The following is an 18,027-nucleotide window of genomic DNA, read 5'->3' as shown; positions in this document are numbered from 1 at the left end:
ACACCCGGTCGCCGGCTCCCACGCGAAAGGCACGGCCATGATCCTGCTCGCGGGCCTGCTTGCCATCATCCTGCTCATCGCGGTCAGCATCCTGATCTCGCTGTCCGAAATCTCCTTCGCCGCGGCGCGCGAGGTCCGGCTGCGCACCCGGGCCGAGGCCGGCGACACCAGGGCCGCCAATTTCCTCCGCCTGCGCCGCAACAGCGGCCAGGTCATCACCGTGCTCCAGATCTGCCTCAACGCGGTGGGCGTGCTGGGCGGCGTCATCAGCAGCGAACTCATCACCCCGCCGCTGGCGCAAATCCTGGGCGCGGCCGGCATGCGGGCCGCGCTGGCCGACCATGTCGCCTCCACCGCGTCCTTCCTGCTGGTCACCGGCCTGTTCGTCCTGTTCGCCGACCTGCTGCCCAAGCGCATCGCCATGAACGCGCCCGACCGCGTGGCGCTGGCCATCGGCTGGTTCCCGGCACTCGCGCTGCGGCTGTTCTATCCCTTCGTCTGGATCTTCTCGAAAATCGCCGATTTCATCCTGCGCGCGCTGAAAATCCCGGCCGCCTCGACAGTCGAACCGGTCACGCCCGAGGATCTGCGCGCGATCCTGGCCGCCGGCACCGCCTCGGGCGTCCTGCTCGAGCAGGAACACCAGATGATCCAGAACGTGCTGGGCCTGCAGGACCGCTCCGTCACCTCGGCCATGACCCCACGGGACGAGATCGTCTTCCTCGACGTGCAGGAAAGCGCCGAAAGCCAGCGCGACAAGGTCCGCGCCAAGCCCTATTCCCGCTACCCGCTCTGCGACGGCGGGCTGGACAACGTCATCGGCTCGATCCGCGCCGAGGACGTGCTCGCCGCGGTGGTCGAGGAACCGCCCGCCGCCGAAGCCGCCCCGGGACAGATCTACCGCATGCGGCGCGACGTGCTGTCCCTGCCCGACACGCTCAATCTCTGGGACACGCTGGCCCAGTTCGACACCCATGGGGCGGGCTTCGCCCTGATCGTCAACGAATACGGGCTGGTGGTCGGGCTGATCACCTTCAAGGACATCATGGGCGCGCTGATGGACGGGCTGGCCAACCCGTTCGAGGAACAGGCCATCGTCCGCCGCGACGAGAATTCCTGGCTGATCGACGGCGCCGCCCCCATCGGCGACGTGATCCGCGAGCTCGGCATCCCCGCGCTGCCCGACAGCCATAATTTCGATACGATCGGCGGCCTCGTCATGCACCGCCTGCGCCGCATGGCCCGCAAGGCCGACCGGGTCGAGGCCGCGCATTTCCTCTTCGAGGTGGTCGATGTCGAAGGCTTCCGCATCAACCAGCTCCTCGTCACCCGCCGCCCCCGCCGCCCGGAAACCGACCAGCGACCCGCAACTGACACTTAATCACGCGGAATTATGCGGACTTTTAATTATAGTCCGGAATGCCCGGCATGGTGACAAAGCCGGGCAGCTCCCGCACCGCCCGCGCCCAGCGCCGCAGCGCCGGATGGAATTCATGCCCCGCGCCCCGATCGTGGCTTACCCAGTCGCGGCTCAGCGCAAAGGACGGAAACAGCATCACATCCACGATGCCGGGCGCATCGCCCACGAACCATGTCGCCCCGTCCAGCCGCCGCCGCGCCATATGGTCCTCCATGATCCGCAGCGCCGCCACCCCCGCCCGGCACAGCCCCGCCACATCACCCCCGTCACCGAACAAAGCCGCCCGCCGCGCCGCGATCGCCGCGCGCAGCGGCCCGGCCGCGAAATCCAGCCAGTGCGCCACCTGCGCGAAGGACGCCCCGTCGTCCGGCCACCACCCTGCCCGGCCATAAGCCAGCACCAGCAGCGCGGCCTGCGCCCCGCAGACATCCTGCCCCGCGATGCGCAGTACCGGCAGCACGCCCGCCGGGCTGATGGCGCGGAATCCCGGCGAATCCTGCTGGCCGCCCGGCACCACGTCCACCGCGACGATCCGCGCCGTCAGCCCCAGCAGCGACAGCAGCAGCCGCACCCGATAGCACCCCTCGTCCAGCTCATCGTCATGCAGGACCAATTCCTGCGCCATCGGCGCCGTCATGCCGCCTCCTCCGCGCATCCGCGCATATCCCGCGCCCAGTCGGCCAGCGCATGCAGCCGCGCGGCCCCGGCCATGCTGCCGGCCAGCACATGCAGCATGCACGCATCCCCGTCCACCGGCAGGATCGCCGCCAGCACCGCGCCATGCACGTCCCGGTCCAGCACGCCGGCCAGCCGGCCCGCCGCCAGGCCGATCACCCCCGCCACCCGCTCGGCGGGCGCACCCACCCGCAACGACCGCACCCCGGTCCAGGCCCCGGTCCAGACATGTCCGTCCGCCCCGATTTCCACGCCCGGCACCTCCGCCCCCTCGGCCACCGGCCGCGCCCAGATCAGCCCGTGCCGCTCGACGGCGGCCCATGGCGCAGCCCGGATCGTGGCCGGCGGCGACAGCTCCGGATGGGCCGGAATATGCGCACACCGCCCGTCGGGACCGAAACGCCAGCCATGATACAGGCAGGCCAGCGTCCCCTCGCGCAGGAATCCCAGGCTCAGCCGCATGCCCCGGTGCGGGCAGCGATCATCCCAGACATGCGCCACGCCCCGCGCATCGCGCCACACCGCCAGTTCGCGCCCGCGCAGCACGCATCCCGCGACGCTGCCCGGCTCCAGGTCCATCGCCAGCATCAGCGCATGCCACCCATCCCCCGGATCGGCCGTCATGCCTCGTCCTCCCACTCGCTCTCGCCCCACTCGCTCTCGCACAGAATATCCGGCGCCAGGCAACCCGGCGGCCCCAGCCGGCACGCCATCTCGAACGCGCCCACCAGGGCCTCGGGTCCGCTGACCTCCAGCACCAGCCGCTCCGGCACGGCCTCATGCACCACGCACGTGACCGACAGCAGCGCCGCCCGCTCGCGGGCAAAGCGCATCATCGCCGCGTCCTGCGCGCATCCCGCCAGCACCATTCGCATCCGTTCCCGCCGGGCCATCCGGGTCCCCGCCCCAAACTCACGCCATCTCCGATAGCCTGCCCCGCCGAACCGTGCCATCCCTGTACCGAATCGTCCCTTTCCCCGAACAGGTCCCAGCCCCATGATCCCCATCACCGCCCATGACGCCCTGCTGGTCATCGACGTGCAGAACGATTTCCTGCCGGGCGGCGCGCTCGTCGTCCCCCGCGGCGACGCGGTCATCCCGGTCATCAACCATCTCACCCGCCTGCCTTTCGGCCAGCAGGCCGCCAGCCAGGACTGGCACCCGCACGGCCACGCCTCCTTCGCCAGCACCCACGGCCCCCACGCCCCGCACGGCACCTGGCCCGATCACTGCGTGGCCGGCACGCACGGCGCCGAACTCGCCCCCGCACTGGACCAGACCCGAGTCGGCATGGTGATCCGCAAGGGCCGCGCCCTCGACATCGACAGCTATTCCGCCTTTCTCGACAATGACCGCACCACCCGCACCGGGCTGGAATTCTGGCTGCGCGGCCTGGGTGTCACCCGCGTCTTCATCACCGGCCTGGCACTGGATTATTGCGTCGCCTTCACCGCGATCGACGCGAAGACCCTTGGTTTTGAAACGTTCGTGGTCGAAGATGCCTGCCGTGGGATCGCACCCGACCCCGCCGCCACGTGGCAGGCTCTCGAACGGCACGGCATCGTCCGCGTCCGCTCCGCCGACCTCGCCGGCACGGCATAGGGGCGATCGCGCAACCGGGGGTGTTCGGCGCCGGGTGGGACCGGCCCGAACAGATAATTTGGGGGATGACGGACCGATGACCGTTCCGGGTCGGGTATGACCATGTACAGGCCGCGGGGGCGGCTTCTCACATCGCGGCGACAGGTTCTCGGCCTCGCGGCCGGCACGGCAGGGGGCGCCCTGCTCCGCCCGCCGCCGCTTCTGGCCCAATCGCCGATGGCCGGATCGCTCAGGGCCCAGCCGCGCCGGCTGGCACCGATCGCCGAATCGGATGCCCTGGTCGCCTTCGGGCATACCGGTCCCGTCACCGACGGCGGCTGGACCACGGCGCATGACCGCGGCGTGCGCGCCGTGCGCCAGGCCTTTCCGCGCCTGCGCACCGTCTATGTCGAAAGCATCCCCTATTCCGCCGACGCCACGCGCATCTTTCGCCAGTTCGTGGCCGAGGGCGCGCAGATGGTCATCGCCACCTCCAATTACGGCGACTTCATCCGCGACGTGTCCGACCGCGCGCCCGACGTCGCCTTCATGGAATGCGACGGACACGGCGTCTCGGGCAATCTGGGCTGGTATTACATCACCCACTGGTATGCCAGCTACGTCATCGGCATCGCCGCCGGCCTGATGACCCGCACGAACAAGATCGGCTTCGTCGGCTCGTTCCCGATTCCTTCGGTCTATGCCGGGGCCAACGCGGTCCTGCTGGGCGCGCGCTCGGTCAATCCGGCGGCGACGCTCCAGGCCATCTCGATCAATGCCTGGTTCGACCCGCAGGCCGCCACGCAGGCCGGCACCGCGCTGGCCGAAAACGGCTGCGACTTCCTGTGCGGCATCATGGACGAACCGGGCTATCTCCGCGTCGCCCAGCAGCGCGGCATCAAGGCCGCGATGTGGAACACCGACATGCGCCAATACGGCCCCGACGCCTATGTCAGCTCGGTCGTGCTCGATTTCCGCGCCTATTACGTCCGGCAGGTCGCCGCCCGCCTGGCCGGCACCTGGCAGGCCCAGCCGCATTTCCTCACCCTCGGCCACGGCGTGGACCGCGATTCCTGGGGCCGCACCGTCCCGCCCGACATCGCGGCCCGGGCCGATGCGATGCGCGAGCGCATCCTGGCCGGGTACAACCCGTTTCGCGGCCCGATCCGCGACGCCGCCGGCCGCCTGCGCGTGCCCGACGGCGCGGTGATGGACGACGACCGGATCTATCAATGGGACTGGCCGGTGGAAGGAGTCAGCGGCCTTGACTGACCCCGCCATGCCTCCCGACGCCCCGCCCCCCGTCGCGCCGGGCACGCCGCCGATCCTGCAACTGCAAGGGATCTGCAAATATTTCCCCGGCGTCATCGCCAACCAGGATGTCGATCTCGACGTCCGCCCCGGCGAGATCCATGCCCTGCTGGGCGAAAACGGCGCCGGCAAATCCACCCTGATGAACGTCGTCACCGGCATCTACCAGCCCGATGCCGGCGAAATCGTACTGGACGGCTACGGCCGGCGCTTCGCCGCGCCGCAGGAGGCGATCCAGGCCGGCATCGGCATGGTGCACCAGCATTTCAAGCTGGTCCCCGCCTTCACGGTCGCCGAAAACATCCATCTCGGCTGGCGCGACACCCCTGCCCGCGCCGGCGCCGCGATATTGGAATCGCGTACCCGCGCCCTGTCCGAACGGTTCGGCTTTCCCGTCCGCCCCGACGCCCGCGTCGCCGACCTCTCGGCGGGCGAGCAGCAGCGCGTGGAAATCCTGCGCGTGCTGTCCCGCCAGGCCCGGCTGCTGATCCTCGACGAACCCACGGCCGTGCTCACCCCGGCCGAAAGCCGCGAACTGTTCCGCGCGCTGCGCGCCTTCCGCGCCCAGGGCAACGCCGTGATCCTGATCAGCCACAAGCTCGACGAGGTCATGGACATCTCCGACCGCATCACCATCCTGCGCGCCGGACGCAATATCGGCACCTTCCGCACGCCGGACTGCACCCCCGCCTCGCTGGCTTCCACCATGGTCGGGCGCGTCATCACCCGCCGCGACATGCGCGCCCGCCCGCCGGGCGCCGCCCCCGTGGCCCCGGCACCGGTGCTCAGCCTGCGCGGCGCCACCTGCCGCGATTCGCGCGGGGTCGAAACCCTGCGCGACGTCACGCTGGACCTGCATGGCGGCGAAATCCTCGGCATCGCCGGCGTGGCCGGCAACGGCCAGCGCGAACTCACCCAGGTGCTCACCGGCATGCTGCCCCTGTCGTCGGGCACATTGCTGCTGGACGGCCGGCGCGTACCCGGGGCCGACGCCGCCGCCTTCGCCCGCGCCGGCATCGGCCATATCCCCGAGGACCGGCTGCGCAGCGGCCTCGCCCCCGCGCTCGGCATCACCGAGAACATGGCGCTGCGCGAATATCGCCACCCGCCGATCGGCGGACGCGGCCTCTACCGCCCGGCCGCCGCCGAATCCCTGGCCCGCACGATCGCCCAGGCCGCCGAGGTCCGCATCCCCGATTTCGCCATGCCCATCCGCAACCTGTCGGGCGGCAACCAGCAGCGCCTGGTCGCCAGGCGGGAAATCCGCATCGCCCGCCGGGTGCTGGTCGCCGCCTATCCCAGTCGCGGGCTGGATATCGGCGCGATCGCCACCGTGCTGCGCTACCTGACCGACCTGCGCGACCAGGGCGTGGCCGTGGTCCTGGTCTCCGAGGATCTCGAGGAATTGCTGAACGTCGCCGACCGCATCGGCGTGCTCTTCCACGGACGGCTGATGGCGACCATCGACGCCGCGACGGCGGACATGGAAACGATCGGCCTGCTGATGGGCGGCCGCACCGGCGCCGGAGGGACCGCGTGATGGCCACCCGACTGCAACGCCTTCCCACCATCTCCCCCGCCCGGCGCCTGGCCTGGCGCGCCGGCGCGATCCTGGCCGCCCTGCTCGTCACCACCCTCTTCCTCGCCGCCTCGGGGCGCGACCCGCGCCTGCTGGCCGACCTGGTCGTCCGCTCCACCGTCGGCTCCCGCTTCGGGCTCGAGGATCTGGCCCTGTTCATGACCCCGCTGATGCTGACCGGCGCCGCCGTCACCATCACCAGCCGGATCGGCATCTGGAATATCGGGGCCGAGGGCCAGTTCTACGCCGGCGCCATCGGCGCCGCCGCCATCGGCCTGTTCCTCCCCGGCCCCGCGATCGTGATCCTGCCGCTGATGGCGCTCGCCGGCATCCTGTGCGGCATGGGCTGGATCCTGATACCCACCCTCGCCCGCGCCTATGCCGGCGTGAACGAGATCATCACCACCCTGCTGCTGAATTTCGTCGCCGCCCTGCTGACATCCTATCTCGCGGTCGGCCCCTGGCACGACCGGGTCACCGGCGCGCTGGCCTCGACCGGCCGCCTGCCGGTCCAGATCCCCGAATTCTGGGGCGCGGTGCATTGGGGCTTCCCCCTGGCGCTCGCGATCGTGCTGGCCCTCGCCCTGCTGATGGCCCGCACCGGCTGGGGCTACCAGGTCACGATCAGCGGCGCCAACGACCAAGCCGCGCGCTATGCCGGCATACCGGTCCGCGCCAGGATCATCGCCGTCATGCTGGCCTCCGGCGGCCTCGCCGCGCTGGCGGGCGTCTTCGAACTCGCCGGCACCGTCCATCGGCTGCAGGGCGGCCTCGCCAATAATTTCGGCTATTTCGGCATCGTGGTGGCGGTGCTGGCGCGCGGCTCCTGCCTCAACGTGCTGCCCGCCGCGCTGCTGATGGCCTTCATCCTCGATTCCGGCATCGTGCTCCAGACCCAGCAACTCACCGCATCGACCGTGCTGGCCATCACCGGCCTGGTCCTGTTCCTGATCGCCCTCGGCGACGAACTGGCGCATTACCGCCCGGTCGCCCCCCGCGCGGAGCCCACGCCATGATCGCGCTGCTCACCGGCATGCTCACCACCGCCGTGCTCGCCGGCGGCGTGCTCGCCCTCGCGGCGCTGGGCGAGGTCCTGGCCGAACGGGTCGGCGTCACCAATCTCGGCGTCGAAGGGCTGATGTCCATGGGCGCCGTGGTCGCCATCATCACCGTGGTCGCCACCCCCCACCCCTGGCTCGGCCTGCTGGCCGCGACACTGACGGGCGCCGCCGGCGGCATGATCTTCGCCTTCGCCACCGTCATCGTCCGCGCCAACCAGGTCCTGTGCGGCCTCGCGGTCACCTTCCTCGGGCTCGGCCTCTCCGCCACGATCGGCCATGACTACGCCGGCATCCCCTCGCCCGTGACCTTCGGCCGCACGCCCATCCCCCTCCTGTCGGCGATTCCGATCGTCGGCCCGGCCTTCTTCGGCCAGAACGTCCTCGTCTATCTCATCTACCTGCTGCTGCCGGCGGCCGCGACCCAACTTCTCTTCCACACGCGCCACGGCCTCAATCTGCGCGCCGTCGGCGAAAACCCCGCCGCCGCCGACGCCGCCGGCATCCCGGTCGCCTCCATCCGCTTCTGGTACGTCACCCTGGGCGCCGCGCTGGCCGGGGCCGCCGGCGGCTACCTCACCCTGGCCTACGTTCCCGTCTGGTCCGAGGGCCTGGTCGCCGGCCGCGGCTGGATCGCCCTGGCCCTGGTCATCTTCGCCGGCTACCGCCCCTTCGCGGCCACCTGCTCCGGCCTGCTGTTCGGCCTGATCACCGCGCTGGCCTATGTGGGCCAGGCCCGCAACTGGCCGATCGCGCCCGCCTTCCTCAATATGCTGCCCTATCTGGGCACGATGGCGTTCATCATCGTTCCGGTGGTGGTCTGGCACCGCATGCGCCGCATCATGGCCGCCCCGGCCGCCCTCGGCGTGCCCTATCACCGCAACGTCCGCTGACGAGGCTCCGCATGACCCAAGCGCCCACGCCCCCCGATCCACAGGACCGCGCCGTCCGCGATGCCTGGTACGCCGTCGGTTTCCTCGATCATCTCCCCCCGGGCGATCACCACACAAGCCTGCTCGGCACCGACCTGCTGATCCGCCGCCAGGATCACGGCACGTTCCGGGTAACGGCCGGCGACACCCTTTTGCCGACGGCCCTCCGCCACGGCTGCCTCTGGACCAGCCTCGGCACCCCGCCCGCGTCCCCCGTCGCCATCCCCGAGGCCGCCGAACCCGACCGCCGCCTCGTCTGCTGCGGCTCGGTCGCGGTGCACGCTTCCGGCCTGCGCGTGGTCGAGAATTTCCTCGACCTCGCGCATTTCCCCTTCGTCCATACCGGCATACTGGGCGCCGAACCGCATACCGAGGTCGCGCGCTACCACACCGAACTGCGCCGCGACACAACCGACAGCATGACCGGTGGCGCGACCGAGGTCTGGGCCACCGACTGCCGCTTCCACCAGCCCCAGGCCGCCCGCTCGGCCCAGTCGGCGCTCGAAACCCGCTATATCTACCGCGTCGCCACCCCCTTCGTGACGCTGCTCTACAAGACCTGCCCCAACGACCCGGTCCGCCCGGACGTGATCGCCCTGTTCGTCCAGCCCACCGCGCCCGATCGCTGCCTGGCCCACCCGGTCATGTTCCTGCTCGACGATTTCTCGCCGCAGGCCGATCTCGTCCAGTTCCAGCAACGCATCTTCCTCCAGGACCGGATCATCCTGGAAAACCAGCGCCCCCGCCTGCTGCCGCTCGATCCCCGCGCCGAAATCCCCACCCGCGCCGACTCCCTCTCGGTCGCCTACCGGCGCTGGCTGAAGGAACAGAACATACGCTACGGCGCCACCTGACCGCGCGCTCTTCCTCACGTGGCCCTAACGCGGCCCCGCTCCCAGCGGCCAGAACGACCGCGCCGCATCGGCCTGCAGGGCGTTGAAACAGACCCGCCGCGCATAGGCCGCCGAACCGACCGTATCCGGCACCCGCCCCAGCAATTTCATCTCGTCCACATATTGCGCCACCTGCACCCGCAGATCGGCGCCTACCGGACTGACGCCCAGCCGCTCATGGCGCAGCATCGCCAGGATATCGGCCTGCCCCGTCCCATCGCCCTGCCCCGCCATCAGCGACGCCGCCTGCGCCGGATGGTCGCGGATCCAGTCCGACGCCGCGCGCAACGCCATGACCAGCGCCGCCGCAGCCGCCGGATCGGCCTGGAGGAACGTATCCGACAGGCTCAGGGCCAGGTTGGCGCGCGCCCCGTAATTGCCGTTCACGCTGTTGGCCAGTTCGAAGAACGGCGAATCGGCCGCATGCAACAGCCGCCACGCCAGCGGATCATGCGCCGCGACCGCATCGATCTCCCCGGCCCGCGCGGCCGCCTCCACCTGCTCCGGCGGCAGCGTCAGCCACTGTACGGCCCTGTCCGGATCGATCCCCTTCCGCCGCATCATGACCGAGAAGAACAGCCGGTCCGCCATGTCCGGATCCGTCACCGCGATCCGCAGGCCCGCCACATTGTCCAGCCGGGTGATCTTCACCTTGCGCCGCACCAGCAGCCGGAACGTGCCCGATTGCAGGCCGGCCACCAGATGCGCCGGCACCCCGCCATGCTGGCCTCCCTGCAGGCCCCCCTGCTGATACACATCCAGCCATGTCAGGATCGGCGACACCGCGCCGACCGTCCGCCCCGCCGCGAGGGCGGCGATCGCCGCCCGCCCGTTCGGCACGCCGCCGGCCAGGGATACGTCCAGATGATAGCTGGCGAAGAAATTGGCCCGCGCCACCGCGAACAGCATCGGATTGGTCGCGGGCCAGGACAGGACCAGCCGCCGGAACGTCCCCTCCAGCGGCGTCCTGCCGGCAACCGCCGGAGAATGCCGCGCATGACGCAGCACCAGCCCGCCCGCGACCACCGCCCCGACGCCCACCACGCCGGCGCCCGCCGCCGCGACCAGTTCGCGTCGGCCAAGCCCGTGCCGCCCCGCCCCAAGCCGGCCCGGCCTGTGCGGACGCTCGACCACCGGCCCGGCCCCGCCGTTTCGTTCATCCATCCTGGCGCACCATCCTCCCACCCCAACAGCCGCCCAACCAAACATGCACAAGACGCAGACGCTGATGTAGGGCGCGCCCCCCACCGCGTGAAGATACACGTCAGAACAAAAACTTACGCCACCACCACCCCACTTCCCCCATCATGCGCCCGGCGCCCCCCCACCCCAGCCCGACGCGTAAAAAAAACATCACGAAGGGGGTTTACCACCAAACCGGACCTCCGCTATACGGTGCCCCGGCGCTGATCCCGAATAGCTCAGTCGGTAGAGCAAGCGACTGTTAATCGCTGGGTCGTAGGTTCGAGTCCTACTTCGGGAGCCACCCTTCCTTCGCATCGAGGCCGCAAAATCGGCCGGCTATGCCGAACGCCCCATCGGAGGGCGCCTTCGCGTCGGCATCGGCGCGTCCATGGCCCCGGCGCATGGGACCCAGCCGCTTTCCCCGATACGCAAGCCCCCGCGTGCATCCTATGCCGGTCATACGGCAAAAGGGCTACGAGGGGACGAACGCACGTGGATGACGACACCAGCGGAACGGGAACCCGACCAGACACCGCCGGCCGCCCGAACAAGCCCGCCGCACGGCACGCGCCCCACCGGCCTCAGGCCCTGGCCCGCCTGCTGAACCATCATGCGCTCGAGGATCGCGGCCACGACAACATCGTCCGGATCGGCCATGCCGACCGGGCCTGGTCGGACCTGTATCACCACGCGCTGACAATGCGCTGGACCACGTTCTTCTGGTCCTCGCTGGTCCTCTATATCGCCATCAATGCCGGTTTCGCGCTGCTCTACATGGCGGTCCCCGGCCAGGTCACGGGCACCCGGCCCGGCGCGTTCTGGGATTTCTTCTTCTTCAGCATCCAGACCCTGTCCACCGTCGGGTACGGCGTGATGGCGCCGATCGGTCCCGCGGCCCACGCGATCACGTCCTGCGAGCTTCTGGGCGGCATGATCCTGAACGCGGTGGCGACCGGCCTGGTCTTCGCCCGTTTCGCACGCCCCAAGGCGCGGATCCTGTTCAGCGACCGCGCCCTGATGCGCGTCGAGGACGGCACGACCCATCTGGGCGTCCGGATCGCCAACCGGCGCCTCAGCCCCATCCTGTCCGTGGGGGTGGAAATGTTCCTCGCCCGGCTGATCGTGCAGCCGAACGGCCGGCTGGCGCGACGGTTCGACCCGCTGCCCCTGGCGCAGTCGCACGTCCCGGTACTGCGCTTCGCCTTCCCGCTGCTGCACGTCATCGACGACGCCAGTCCCCTGGCCGGCCTGACGATCGCCGCACTGCGCGCCGAAGAGGCCGAAATCATCATCACCGTGACCGGCACTGACGAAATCTCCGGCCAGACGGTCTTCGCCCGCAACGCCTATGGGTTCGACCGCGTGCTCTACAACCATCGCTTCGTCGATATCATCGACGCCGCACCGGACGGGCGGATCACCGTGGATTACACCCGCTTCCACGCGACCGAGGACAACGCCTGAACGGCGGCATCAAAGCCACCCGCGTTCGAAGGGCCCGCCGGCCCGGCCGCGACACCTCAACCGGGCCGCAGATCGCTCAGCCGATCCAGCCGCCGCAGCGCCGGAAACAGCCGCATCCACACCACCGCGACCACCACCGTCCCGACCCCGCCCAGCACCACGGCCTCCACCGGCCCGACCAGACTGGCCAGCATGCCGCTCTCGAACTCGCCCAACTGGTTCGACGACCCGATGAACAGCGTATTCACCGCCGACACCCGCCCGCGCATCTCGTCGGGGGTGCGCAACTGCACCAGCGCCCCGCGCACCACCATGCTCAGCACGTCGGCCGCCCCCAGCACCGCCAGGGCCGCGACCGACAGCGGCAGCCAGGTCGAAACCCCGAACAGGATGGTGGCGAAGCCGAACACCGCCACCGCGGCGAACATGCGCCGCCCCGCATGGCGCTGCAGCGGCCGCCGCGCCAGGATCAGCCCTCCGGCCAGCGCCCCCAGCCCCGGCGCCATGCGCAGCAGCCCCAGCCCGACCGGCCCGGCATGCAGGATATCGTCGGCATAGACCGGCAGCAGCGCCGTGGCCCCACCCAGCAGCACCGCGAACAGGTCCAGCGAAATCGCCCCCAGCATCTCGGGGCGCGCACGGATGAAGCGCAATCCGCCCAGCAGCGTCTCCATGGTCATCGGCCGCCGCGCCGGCGCCGCGCCGGTCAGCGCCATCCGGTACGTGGACAGCGCCGCCAGACCGAACCCCGCGCCGCACACAGCGTAGCAGAACCCCGCCCCGCCTCCATAGAGCAGCCCGCCCACCGACGGCCCCATGATCGCGGCAAACTGGAACAGCGAGGACGACAGCGCCGTCGCGCGCGGAAAGATCGCCGCCGGCACCAGCGCCGGCAGGAAGGTCTGCTGGCTGGGCATCTCGAACACCCGCGCCGTGCCGAACAGCACGACCATGCCGTAGATCACCCCGGGCGTCAGCCAGTGCCCGAACGAACCCGCCGCCATCACCAACGCGCCGCATGCCTCGACGATCTGGCAGGTCACGGTGATCGCCCGCCGGTTGAAATGATCCGCCGCATGCCCCGCCACCAGGATCAGGCAGACCATCGGCAGGAACTGCGCCAGCCCCACCCAGGCCAGCGCCCGCGCGCTGTGCGTCAGCATATAGATCTGCCACCCCACCGCCACCGCCTGCACCTGCGCGGAAAACGAGGACAGCAGCCGCGCCGACAGAAAGGCCGCCAGCCCCGGATGGGCAAGCAACGACAAGCGCGGCACGGTCGCATCCAGGGGAACGCCCCCTCCCGCAGGGCCGCGGGACAGGGTCTTCAGGTCGGCTGGCTCAGGCATGATCCCACGACCATAGAGCGCGATCGTCCCCGGTTGAAGCAACCCCGACCCCAAATCGCTCTCTGCGCCCGAAAAAACCGCGCGCCGCCGCGCCACGAAAGTTTTGCCAAATGGCAACGATCCGGGCAAAAGGCGCTCCATGAAGGGAAACACCGCTCTCGGCTCTCTGGACGGATCGCTGCGCACGGATCGCCGTCCCATGACGGACGCGCCCCGCGCCACGGACACGCCCCGCCCCGATATCCGCCTCGATATCCGGGTGGGCACGATCACGGATGCCAGGCCGTCGGCCGCGGCGTCCGGCCCGGGCTACGGCCCGCCGGGCTGCCAGCTCTGGATCGATTTCGGCCCGCGCATCGGCGTCAAGCAGTCCACGACGCATCTGTCGGCCCGCGACACGCCGGAAACGCTGATCGGGCGCCAGGTCTGCGCCGTCATCAACGTCCCCCAGCGCCAGATCGGTTCATGCTACAGCGAAGTCCTCACCCTCGACATGCCCGACAAAAGCGGCGAGGTCCTGCTGATTCGCCCCGACCATACCGTGCCCGATGGAGGAATGCTGTTCTGATGGCCACCAACTACGCGACCGTAACCTGGGACCAACTGCACCGCGACGCGCGCCTGCTCGCGGAAACGCTGATGCCGCGCGGCCCGTTCAAGGGCATCGTGGCGATCACCCGCGGCGGCCTGATCCCGGCCGCCATCATCGCCCGCGAAATGGATTGCCGGCTGATCGAGACGATCTCGGTGGTGACCTACGATGAAGAGCACCAGGGCAAGCCGAACGTCGTCAAGGCCCCGGCGGCGGCCGGCGACGGCGAAGGCTTCCTGATCGTCGACGATCTGGTCGATTCGGGCGTGACCGCGCAGCTCGTCCGCCAGCTCCTGCCCAAGGCCCTGTTCGCCTGTCTCTACGCCAAACCCTCGGGCAAGCCCCTGACCGACCTGTTCGTCGTCGAGGTCCCGCAGGACACCTGGGTGCTGTTCCCCTGGGACACCGCGCCGCTCTTCGTCCCGCCGCTCGCCCGCAAATCCGACGCCGCCTGAACGCGCCCGGCCCCACCACCACAGGGCCGCACGCGGCCACCTTGTCCTCCCTTGGGCCCCCTCGGGCGAAATTTTCGCCCGACCGCCTGCCAGACCGCTTGCCAGACCGCCCAATGCCTCATAGCTTCCCCCGGGTTCGGGGCGTGGCGCAGCCTGGTAGCGCGCGTGTTTTGGGTACACGAGGCCCCCGGTTCGAGTCCGGGCGCCCCGACCAGCGGGAAGACGCAGCGGAAGCACGCGGCGAAAGAAAAGGGGATCTCATTCCATGCGGGCCCGAATCTATCAGCAAGCCAAGACCGCCACCCAGTCCGGCCAGGCCAACACCCATGAGTGGATCCTGGAATACGGCCAGACCCAGCCGCGCCGGCAGGACCCGCTGATGGGCTGGACCGGCAGCCGCGACACCAGCGCACAGGTCCGCCTCACGTTCCCCGACCGCGAATCCGCCGTCGCCTACGCCGACCGCCACGCGGTGCCCTACGATTTGGAACTCCCCACCCCACGCGTGCGCAAGCCCAAGGTCTACGCCGACAATTTCCGCTACGACCGGGTCCAGAACTGGACGCACTGAACCGGACGAACGGAACCCGAGGCACGGAACCGGACGAACGGAACCAGATGCCGCGAACTGGACGCCCCGCCCCCTTTCTGGCACATCAGACCCACCGTCCGCCCCACCGGCGGACGCGCCGCCGACAGGCACGCGCCCTTAGCTCAGTTGGATAGAGCAACAGCCTTCTAAGCTGTGGGTCGCTGGTTCGAATCCAGCAGGGCGCGCCACACGCTCCACGGCCGTTCCACCGCCCGACCTATGGACACCCCCCGAAAACCGGGATAAGCGAGGTGCCACGGAGAGGTGGCCGAGCGGTTTAAGGCAGCGGTCTTGAAAACCGCCGTGCGTGCAAGCGTACCGTGGGTTCGAATCCCACCCTCTCCGCCACTTCAGAACAGAACTGGGCACGCCAGTTTCCGCCGATTTCCCGCCTCCAATGGCGACAAGCGCGCGTAAAAGCTCGTCTTTCGATCCCTTGATGAACACTTCGCGTTCGGCGACCTCGACGCGCTGCGCGAAGGCGCGCAGGTGATCGCGGCGGTAGCCGCCGCCGTCGATCCGCATCCGCTTGCGGGCGGTGGCCGCGAATCTCTGCACCATCTGCGGCGTGATGGCCTGCTGCGTTGAACTGTCGAGCATGGCTTGTGCCCGCTCGGAATCGGTCTTGGCTTGGTCGCGGAGCGCGCGCAAGCCCTCGATGCGGTCTTTCAGCGCCGGATCGTCGAGATCGGTCACACCGGCCTCTATGGCATCGTAGAGCCGTTTCAGGCGTAGCTCCGTCTCGGCGGCACGCTTGTTCAGTTCGGCGATATGTTCGCGGCGGCGCTCGCTCCGCTCCTGCCTGCGGTCGAGCACGGCGGACAAAACGATTTCCAGCCGGGAGGGGTCAAGGAACTCGCGCTCGATGTGGTCGATGACAACGCCGTCCAGCTTCTCCATTGGGATCGAACGGCCTTTGCATCCCGTCTCGACCTGCCGCGCCTTGATCGAGCAGGCGTAGTAGCGATAGCGCCCGCCTTTGCCGGTGCGGATGGTCATGGCCCCGCCGCATTTGGCGCAATGGCAGATGCCAGTCAGGAGCGTGGGACCGCTCACCACGCGGGCGGGCATGACCTTGGGATTACGGGCCTTGAGCCGGGCTTGCACCGTGTCGAAGTCCGCGCGGTCGATGATCTGCGGCACTTCCACCACTACGATCTCGCTGACGGGTTTCAGCTCCTTCGCCTTGGTGCGCTTGTTGAACTCGTGTTCGCCGATATAGGTGCGGCGGGTCAGGATGCGGTGAACCTGGCCGATGCCCCAGCGGCCGCCATCGCGGGTGAAGATACGGCGCGCATTGAGGTGGCTGACGATAGCTTTGACGCCCATCGGGCCGGAGCCGTTGTCGCCGTCCAGCGCAAGGCGGAAGATCAGGCGGATGGTGTCGGCGTGCAGCGGATCGATTTCCAGCTTCTTCTTGACCTTCGCGCCGCGCGTCTCGGCGGCGATGATACGATAGCCAATCGGCGGAAGCGCGCCGTTCCAGAAGCCTTGCCGCGCGTTCTCCTTCTGCGCGCGCAGGACGTGCTTGGCGTTCTCCTTGGACTGGTACTCGTCGAACAGCGCCATGATCTGCCGCATCATCACGTGCATGGGATCGTCGCCCATCTCCTGCGTGATGGAGACAAGGCGCACGCCGTTCTTGGCCAGCTTGCGCACGTAGAACTCAAGCTCGAAGTGATCGCGGAAGAAACGCGAGAAGCTATGAACCACGACAACATTGAAGGGCGCGGGCTTGGATGTGCCTGCCTCGATCATGCGCTGGAATTCGGGGCGGCGGTCGTTGGTGGCGGAGGCTCCGGCCTCGACATAGGTTTCCACCAGCCTGTAGCCGCGCGAGGCGCAGTAGGCTTCGCCCTGCTTGCGCTGATCGGGAATGGAGACATCATGCTCGGCCTGCCGCGCCGTCGAGACGCGCAGGTAAAGGGCGGCGCGTAACGGCACGGTCATGGGGCATGTCTCCTTGTCAGGTCATGGGATCGGCCCGAACAGTTCATCGAAAAAGTCGCCGAACCATGCTTCGAACAGGTCGATCTCGGCTTGCGTGACCGGCAGCGGGTCGGGCCAGTCGTCGGTGACGGTCCACGTCTCGGGTTCACATTTGGGCGGACGCCCGATGCGGGGCAAAGGCCGGGCCTCGGCGTAGGCGTAAAGGTCTTTGGGAAGCGCGCCGTTTCCTGCGCGCCCGCGACATTTGCGGCTGCGATGGGCGCGCGTCTGGGACATGGCCTAAGCATCGCGGACGCGCCCAAAATCCCGAATAGCCTATGTGCCGCCAATGGCCGTCTTTCGCCGCTCGGTTGGAGGAAGCTCATGGCTGCTTTCCCCTTCCGGCCCTCGGCGTTACCGCCATGCCGAGGAACACCGTCATGGCCTGATTGAGCCGCACCATGTCCTCGTCATCGAGCCGCCCGACATGCGCGCCCATCTTCGCCTTGGGAACGGTGGTGATCTTGTCCACCATCAAGCGACATGCGGCGCGCAGGCCGTTGCGTTCGTTCGGCTCCACGACAAGACGGAACAGCGGCGCGTCGGTCGGGTCGGTGGTGAAGACGCAGATAGTAATGGAGTCGGTGGCGTCGAAACTATCGTCCTGCACAATGACGGCAGGGCGCGGCTTGCCCGCGTAGTCCTTACCGCCGGAGACGGTCCAGACTTCGCCGCGCCTCATTCATTGCCCCAATCGGACACGGCGTCGATGAAGGCTTGATCCTCATGGGCGTGAGCACTCGCGGCGACCGCCTGCGACTGTCGGCGAGCCTGCTCCCGGAAAGAGGGAGAGCGCACATCCGGCACCCAAATCTGGATCGGCCGCAGCCCCTGTGCGCGCAGCCGCTCGCGATGCTCGCGCACCTTCTCCCGGACTGGCTTTGACTTCGACACCGCGGCCATAATTACCCTCCATATCATGAGTTACATGTAACCTATCATGAGCTTATCC

The 18,027-nt window shown here is 69.1% G+C and carries 19 protein-coding genes, 4 tRNA genes and 1 pseudogene; 15 read left to right on the top strand and 9 right to left on the bottom strand.

Annotated features, from left to right (window positions below):
• The first annotated feature begins 37 nt into the window (after nt 1–37).
• Nucleotides 38–1,381, top strand: coding sequence for a hemolysin family protein (locus AAC691_RS21550; RefSeq protein WP_176640335.1), 1,344 nt, complete (start codon nt 38–40; stop codon nt 1,379–1,381).
• 22 nt (nt 1,382–1,403) lie between these two features.
• On the opposite strand, the gene AAC691_RS21545 is transcribed toward AAC691_RS21550, so the two are convergent.
• Genes AAC691_RS21545 through AAC691_RS21535 form a run of 3 tightly spaced genes read right to left on the bottom strand, consistent with a single transcriptional unit; the run spans nt 1,404 to nt 2,964 of the window.
• Complete coding sequence (locus AAC691_RS21545; protein ID WP_342628420.1) at nt 1,404–2,057, bottom strand: glutathione S-transferase family protein; 654 nt, start codon at nt 2,055–2,057, stop codon at nt 1,404–1,406.
• Nucleotides 2,054–2,719: a Rieske 2Fe-2S domain-containing protein gene (locus tag AAC691_RS21540; protein ID WP_342628419.1), complete on the bottom strand. Its 666-nt coding sequence runs from the start codon at nt 2,717–2,719 to the stop codon at nt 2,054–2,056. The genes AAC691_RS21545 and AAC691_RS21540 overlap by 4 nt, the downstream gene beginning before the upstream one ends.
• A complete protein-coding gene (locus tag AAC691_RS21535; protein WP_342628418.1) occupies nt 2,716–2,964 on the bottom strand; it encodes a hypothetical protein in 249 nt (82 codons plus the stop codon). Before AAC691_RS21535 ends, AAC691_RS21540 begins: the two co-directional genes overlap by 4 nt.
• 127 nt (nt 2,965–3,091) lie before the next feature.
• Here AAC691_RS21535 and pncA point away from each other — a divergent pair, with 127 nt between their 5' ends.
• From pncA to AAC691_RS21505, 6 genes are all read left to right on the top strand, one after another.
• Nucleotides 3,092–3,697, top strand: a complete 606-nt coding sequence (pncA, locus tag AAC691_RS21530; RefSeq protein WP_323990654.1) for a bifunctional nicotinamidase/pyrazinamidase — start codon at nt 3,092–3,094, stop codon at nt 3,695–3,697.
• A 96-nt stretch (nt 3,698–3,793) separates the two neighbouring features.
• Entirely contained in the window at nt 3,794–4,948 is a 1,155-nt protein-coding gene (locus AAC691_RS21525; protein WP_342628417.1) for a BMP family ABC transporter substrate-binding protein, read from the top strand.
• 7 nt (nt 4,949–4,955) lie between these two features.
• Nucleotides 4,956–6,527 (top strand): ABC transporter ATP-binding protein, encoded by a 1,572-nt coding sequence (locus AAC691_RS21520; protein WP_342630303.1) that lies wholly within the window; start codon nt 4,956–4,958, stop codon nt 6,525–6,527.
• Complete coding sequence (locus AAC691_RS21515; protein WP_342630302.1) at nt 6,527–7,582, top strand: ABC transporter permease; 1,056 nt, start codon at nt 6,527–6,529, stop codon at nt 7,580–7,582. The genes AAC691_RS21520 and AAC691_RS21515 overlap by 1 nt, the downstream gene beginning before the upstream one ends.
• Nucleotides 7,579–8,517, top strand: coding sequence for an ABC transporter permease (locus AAC691_RS21510; RefSeq protein ID WP_342628416.1), 939 nt, complete (start codon nt 7,579–7,581; stop codon nt 8,515–8,517). The genes AAC691_RS21515 and AAC691_RS21510 overlap by 4 nt, the downstream gene beginning before the upstream one ends.
• An 11-nt stretch (nt 8,518–8,528) precedes the next feature.
• On the top strand, nt 8,529–9,410 hold the full coding sequence (locus AAC691_RS21505; protein ID WP_342628415.1) for an aromatic ring-hydroxylating dioxygenase subunit alpha: 882 nt from the start codon (nt 8,529–8,531) through the stop codon (nt 9,408–9,410).
• 24 nt (nt 9,411–9,434) lie between these two features.
• Here AAC691_RS21505 and AAC691_RS21500 read toward each other — a convergent pair whose 3' ends face one another.
• Nucleotides 9,435–10,613, bottom strand: coding sequence for an ABC transporter substrate-binding protein (locus tag AAC691_RS21500; RefSeq protein ID WP_342628414.1), 1,179 nt, complete (start codon nt 10,611–10,613; stop codon nt 9,435–9,437).
• 246 nt (nt 10,614–10,859) lie between these two features.
• Between AAC691_RS21500 and AAC691_RS21495 the strand changes: the two genes are divergently transcribed.
• Together AAC691_RS21495 and AAC691_RS21490 are read left to right on the top strand one after the other, a co-directional pair.
• A tRNA-Asn gene (locus tag AAC691_RS21495) sits at nt 10,860–10,935 on the top strand.
• A gap of 191 nt (nt 10,936–11,126) precedes the next feature.
• A complete protein-coding gene (locus tag AAC691_RS21490; protein WP_323990644.1) occupies nt 11,127–12,098 on the top strand; it encodes an ion channel in 972 nt (323 codons plus the stop codon).
• 56 nt (nt 12,099–12,154) lie between these two features.
• Here the strand turns inward: AAC691_RS21490 and AAC691_RS21485 are convergent, their stop codons facing one another.
• Complete coding sequence (locus AAC691_RS21485; RefSeq protein ID WP_342628413.1) at nt 12,155–13,447, bottom strand: MFS transporter; 1,293 nt, start codon at nt 13,445–13,447, stop codon at nt 12,155–12,157.
• Between the two features lie 199 nt (nt 13,448–13,646).
• Here AAC691_RS21485 and AAC691_RS21480 point away from each other — a divergent pair, with 199 nt between their 5' ends.
• From AAC691_RS21480 to AAC691_RS21455, 6 genes are all read left to right on the top strand, one after another.
• Complete coding sequence (locus AAC691_RS21480) at nt 13,647–14,015, top strand: tRNA-binding protein (protein WP_342628412.1); 369 nt, start codon at nt 13,647–13,649, stop codon at nt 14,013–14,015.
• On the top strand, nt 14,015–14,494 hold the full coding sequence (gene gpt / locus AAC691_RS21475) for a xanthine phosphoribosyltransferase (protein WP_176639579.1): 480 nt from the start codon (nt 14,015–14,017) through the stop codon (nt 14,492–14,494). Before AAC691_RS21480 ends, gpt begins: the two co-directional genes overlap by 1 nt.
• Before the next feature lie 137 nt (nt 14,495–14,631).
• Nucleotides 14,632–14,708, top strand: a tRNA-Pro gene (locus tag AAC691_RS21470).
• A gap of 51 nt (nt 14,709–14,759) precedes the next feature.
• A complete protein-coding gene (locus AAC691_RS21465) occupies nt 14,760–15,065 on the top strand; it encodes an ETC complex I subunit (RefSeq protein ID WP_342628411.1) in 306 nt (101 codons plus the stop codon).
• A 132-nt stretch (nt 15,066–15,197) separates the two neighbouring features.
• Nucleotides 15,198–15,274 (top strand) — tRNA-Arg (locus AAC691_RS21460).
• Nucleotides 15,275–15,344: 70 nt separating this feature from the next.
• Nucleotides 15,345–15,434 (top strand) — tRNA-Ser (locus AAC691_RS21455).
• A gap of 576 nt (nt 15,435–16,010) precedes the next feature.
• Here the strand turns inward: AAC691_RS21455 and AAC691_RS21450 are convergent.
• From AAC691_RS21450 to AAC691_RS21435, 4 genes and pseudogenes are all read right to left on the bottom strand, one after another.
• Nucleotides 16,011–17,036, bottom strand: a pseudogene (locus AAC691_RS21450) (recombinase family protein); the annotation flags it as partial.
• Nucleotides 17,037–17,057: 21 nt separating this feature from the next.
• Nucleotides 17,058–17,312 carry a hypothetical protein gene (locus AAC691_RS21445; protein ID WP_342628410.1) on the bottom strand — a complete coding sequence of 85 codons (255 nt, stop codon included), beginning with the start codon at nt 17,310–17,312 and terminating at the stop codon, nt 17,058–17,060.
• 85 nt (nt 17,313–17,397) lie between these two features.
• Nucleotides 17,398–17,757 carry a type II toxin-antitoxin system PemK/MazF family toxin gene (locus AAC691_RS21440; RefSeq protein WP_342628409.1) on the bottom strand — a complete coding sequence of 120 codons (360 nt, stop codon included), beginning with the start codon at nt 17,755–17,757 and terminating at the stop codon, nt 17,398–17,400.
• On the bottom strand, nt 17,754–17,978 hold the full coding sequence (locus AAC691_RS21435) for an antitoxin MazE family protein (RefSeq protein WP_342628408.1): 225 nt from the start codon (nt 17,976–17,978) through the stop codon (nt 17,754–17,756). The genes AAC691_RS21440 and AAC691_RS21435 overlap by 4 nt, the downstream gene beginning before the upstream one ends.
• Between the last annotated feature and the right edge of the window lie 49 nt (nt 17,979–18,027).

Origin of the sequence: Nguyenibacter vanlangensis (assembly GCF_038719015.1) — a bacterium.
Taxonomy (GTDB): Bacteria; Pseudomonadota; Alphaproteobacteria; order Acetobacterales; family Acetobacteraceae; genus Gluconacetobacter; species Gluconacetobacter vanlangensis.
This window is presented reverse-complemented; position numbering and strand designations above follow the sequence as displayed.

Excerpts from the sequence above, each read along its gene's own strand:
- AAC691_RS21545 (WP_342628420.1), bottom strand. The coding sequence starts at position 2,057 with ATGACGGCGCCGATGGCGCAGGAATTGGTCCTGCATGACGATGAGCTG.
- AAC691_RS21550 (WP_176640335.1), top strand. The coding sequence starts at position 38 with ATGATCCTGCTCGCGGGCCTGCTTGCCATCATCCTGCTCATCGCGGTC.
- AAC691_RS21535 (WP_342628418.1), bottom strand. The coding sequence starts at position 2,964 with ATGGTGCTGGCGGGATGCGCGCAGGACGCGGCGATGATGCGCTTTGCC.
- pncA (WP_323990654.1), top strand. The coding sequence starts at position 3,092 with ATGATCCCCATCACCGCCCATGACGCCCTGCTGGTCATCGACGTGCAG.
- AAC691_RS21510 (WP_342628416.1), top strand. The coding sequence starts at position 7,579 with ATGATCGCGCTGCTCACCGGCATGCTCACCACCGCCGTGCTCGCCGGC.
- AAC691_RS21500 (WP_342628414.1), bottom strand. The coding sequence starts at position 10,613 with ATGGATGAACGAAACGGCGGGGCCGGGCCGGTGGTCGAGCGTCCGCAC.
- gpt (WP_176639579.1), top strand. The coding sequence starts at position 14,015 with ATGGCCACCAACTACGCGACCGTAACCTGGGACCAACTGCACCGCGAC.
- AAC691_RS21520 (WP_342630303.1), top strand. The coding sequence starts at position 4,956 with ATGCCTCCCGACGCCCCGCCCCCCGTCGCGCCGGGCACGCCGCCGATC.
- AAC691_RS21525 (WP_342628417.1), top strand. The coding sequence starts at position 3,794 with ATGACCATGTACAGGCCGCGGGGGCGGCTTCTCACATCGCGGCGACAG.
- AAC691_RS21480 (WP_342628412.1), top strand. The coding sequence starts at position 13,647 with ATGACGGACGCGCCCCGCGCCACGGACACGCCCCGCCCCGATATCCGC.
- AAC691_RS21465 (WP_342628411.1), top strand. The coding sequence starts at position 14,760 with ATGCGGGCCCGAATCTATCAGCAAGCCAAGACCGCCACCCAGTCCGGC.
- AAC691_RS21485 (WP_342628413.1), bottom strand. The coding sequence starts at position 13,447 with ATGCCTGAGCCAGCCGACCTGAAGACCCTGTCCCGCGGCCCTGCGGGA.
- AAC691_RS21445 (WP_342628410.1), bottom strand. The coding sequence starts at position 17,312 with ATGTCCCAGACGCGCGCCCATCGCAGCCGCAAATGTCGCGGGCGCGCA.
- AAC691_RS21435 (WP_342628408.1), bottom strand. The coding sequence starts at position 17,978 with ATGGCCGCGGTGTCGAAGTCAAAGCCAGTCCGGGAGAAGGTGCGCGAG.
- AAC691_RS21505 (WP_342628415.1), top strand. The coding sequence starts at position 8,529 with ATGACCCAAGCGCCCACGCCCCCCGATCCACAGGACCGCGCCGTCCGC.
- AAC691_RS21440 (WP_342628409.1), bottom strand. The coding sequence starts at position 17,757 with ATGAGGCGCGGCGAAGTCTGGACCGTCTCCGGCGGTAAGGACTACGCG.
- AAC691_RS21540 (WP_342628419.1), bottom strand. The coding sequence starts at position 2,719 with ATGACGGCCGATCCGGGGGATGGGTGGCATGCGCTGATGCTGGCGATG.
- AAC691_RS21515 (WP_342630302.1), top strand. The coding sequence starts at position 6,527 with ATGGCCACCCGACTGCAACGCCTTCCCACCATCTCCCCCGCCCGGCGC.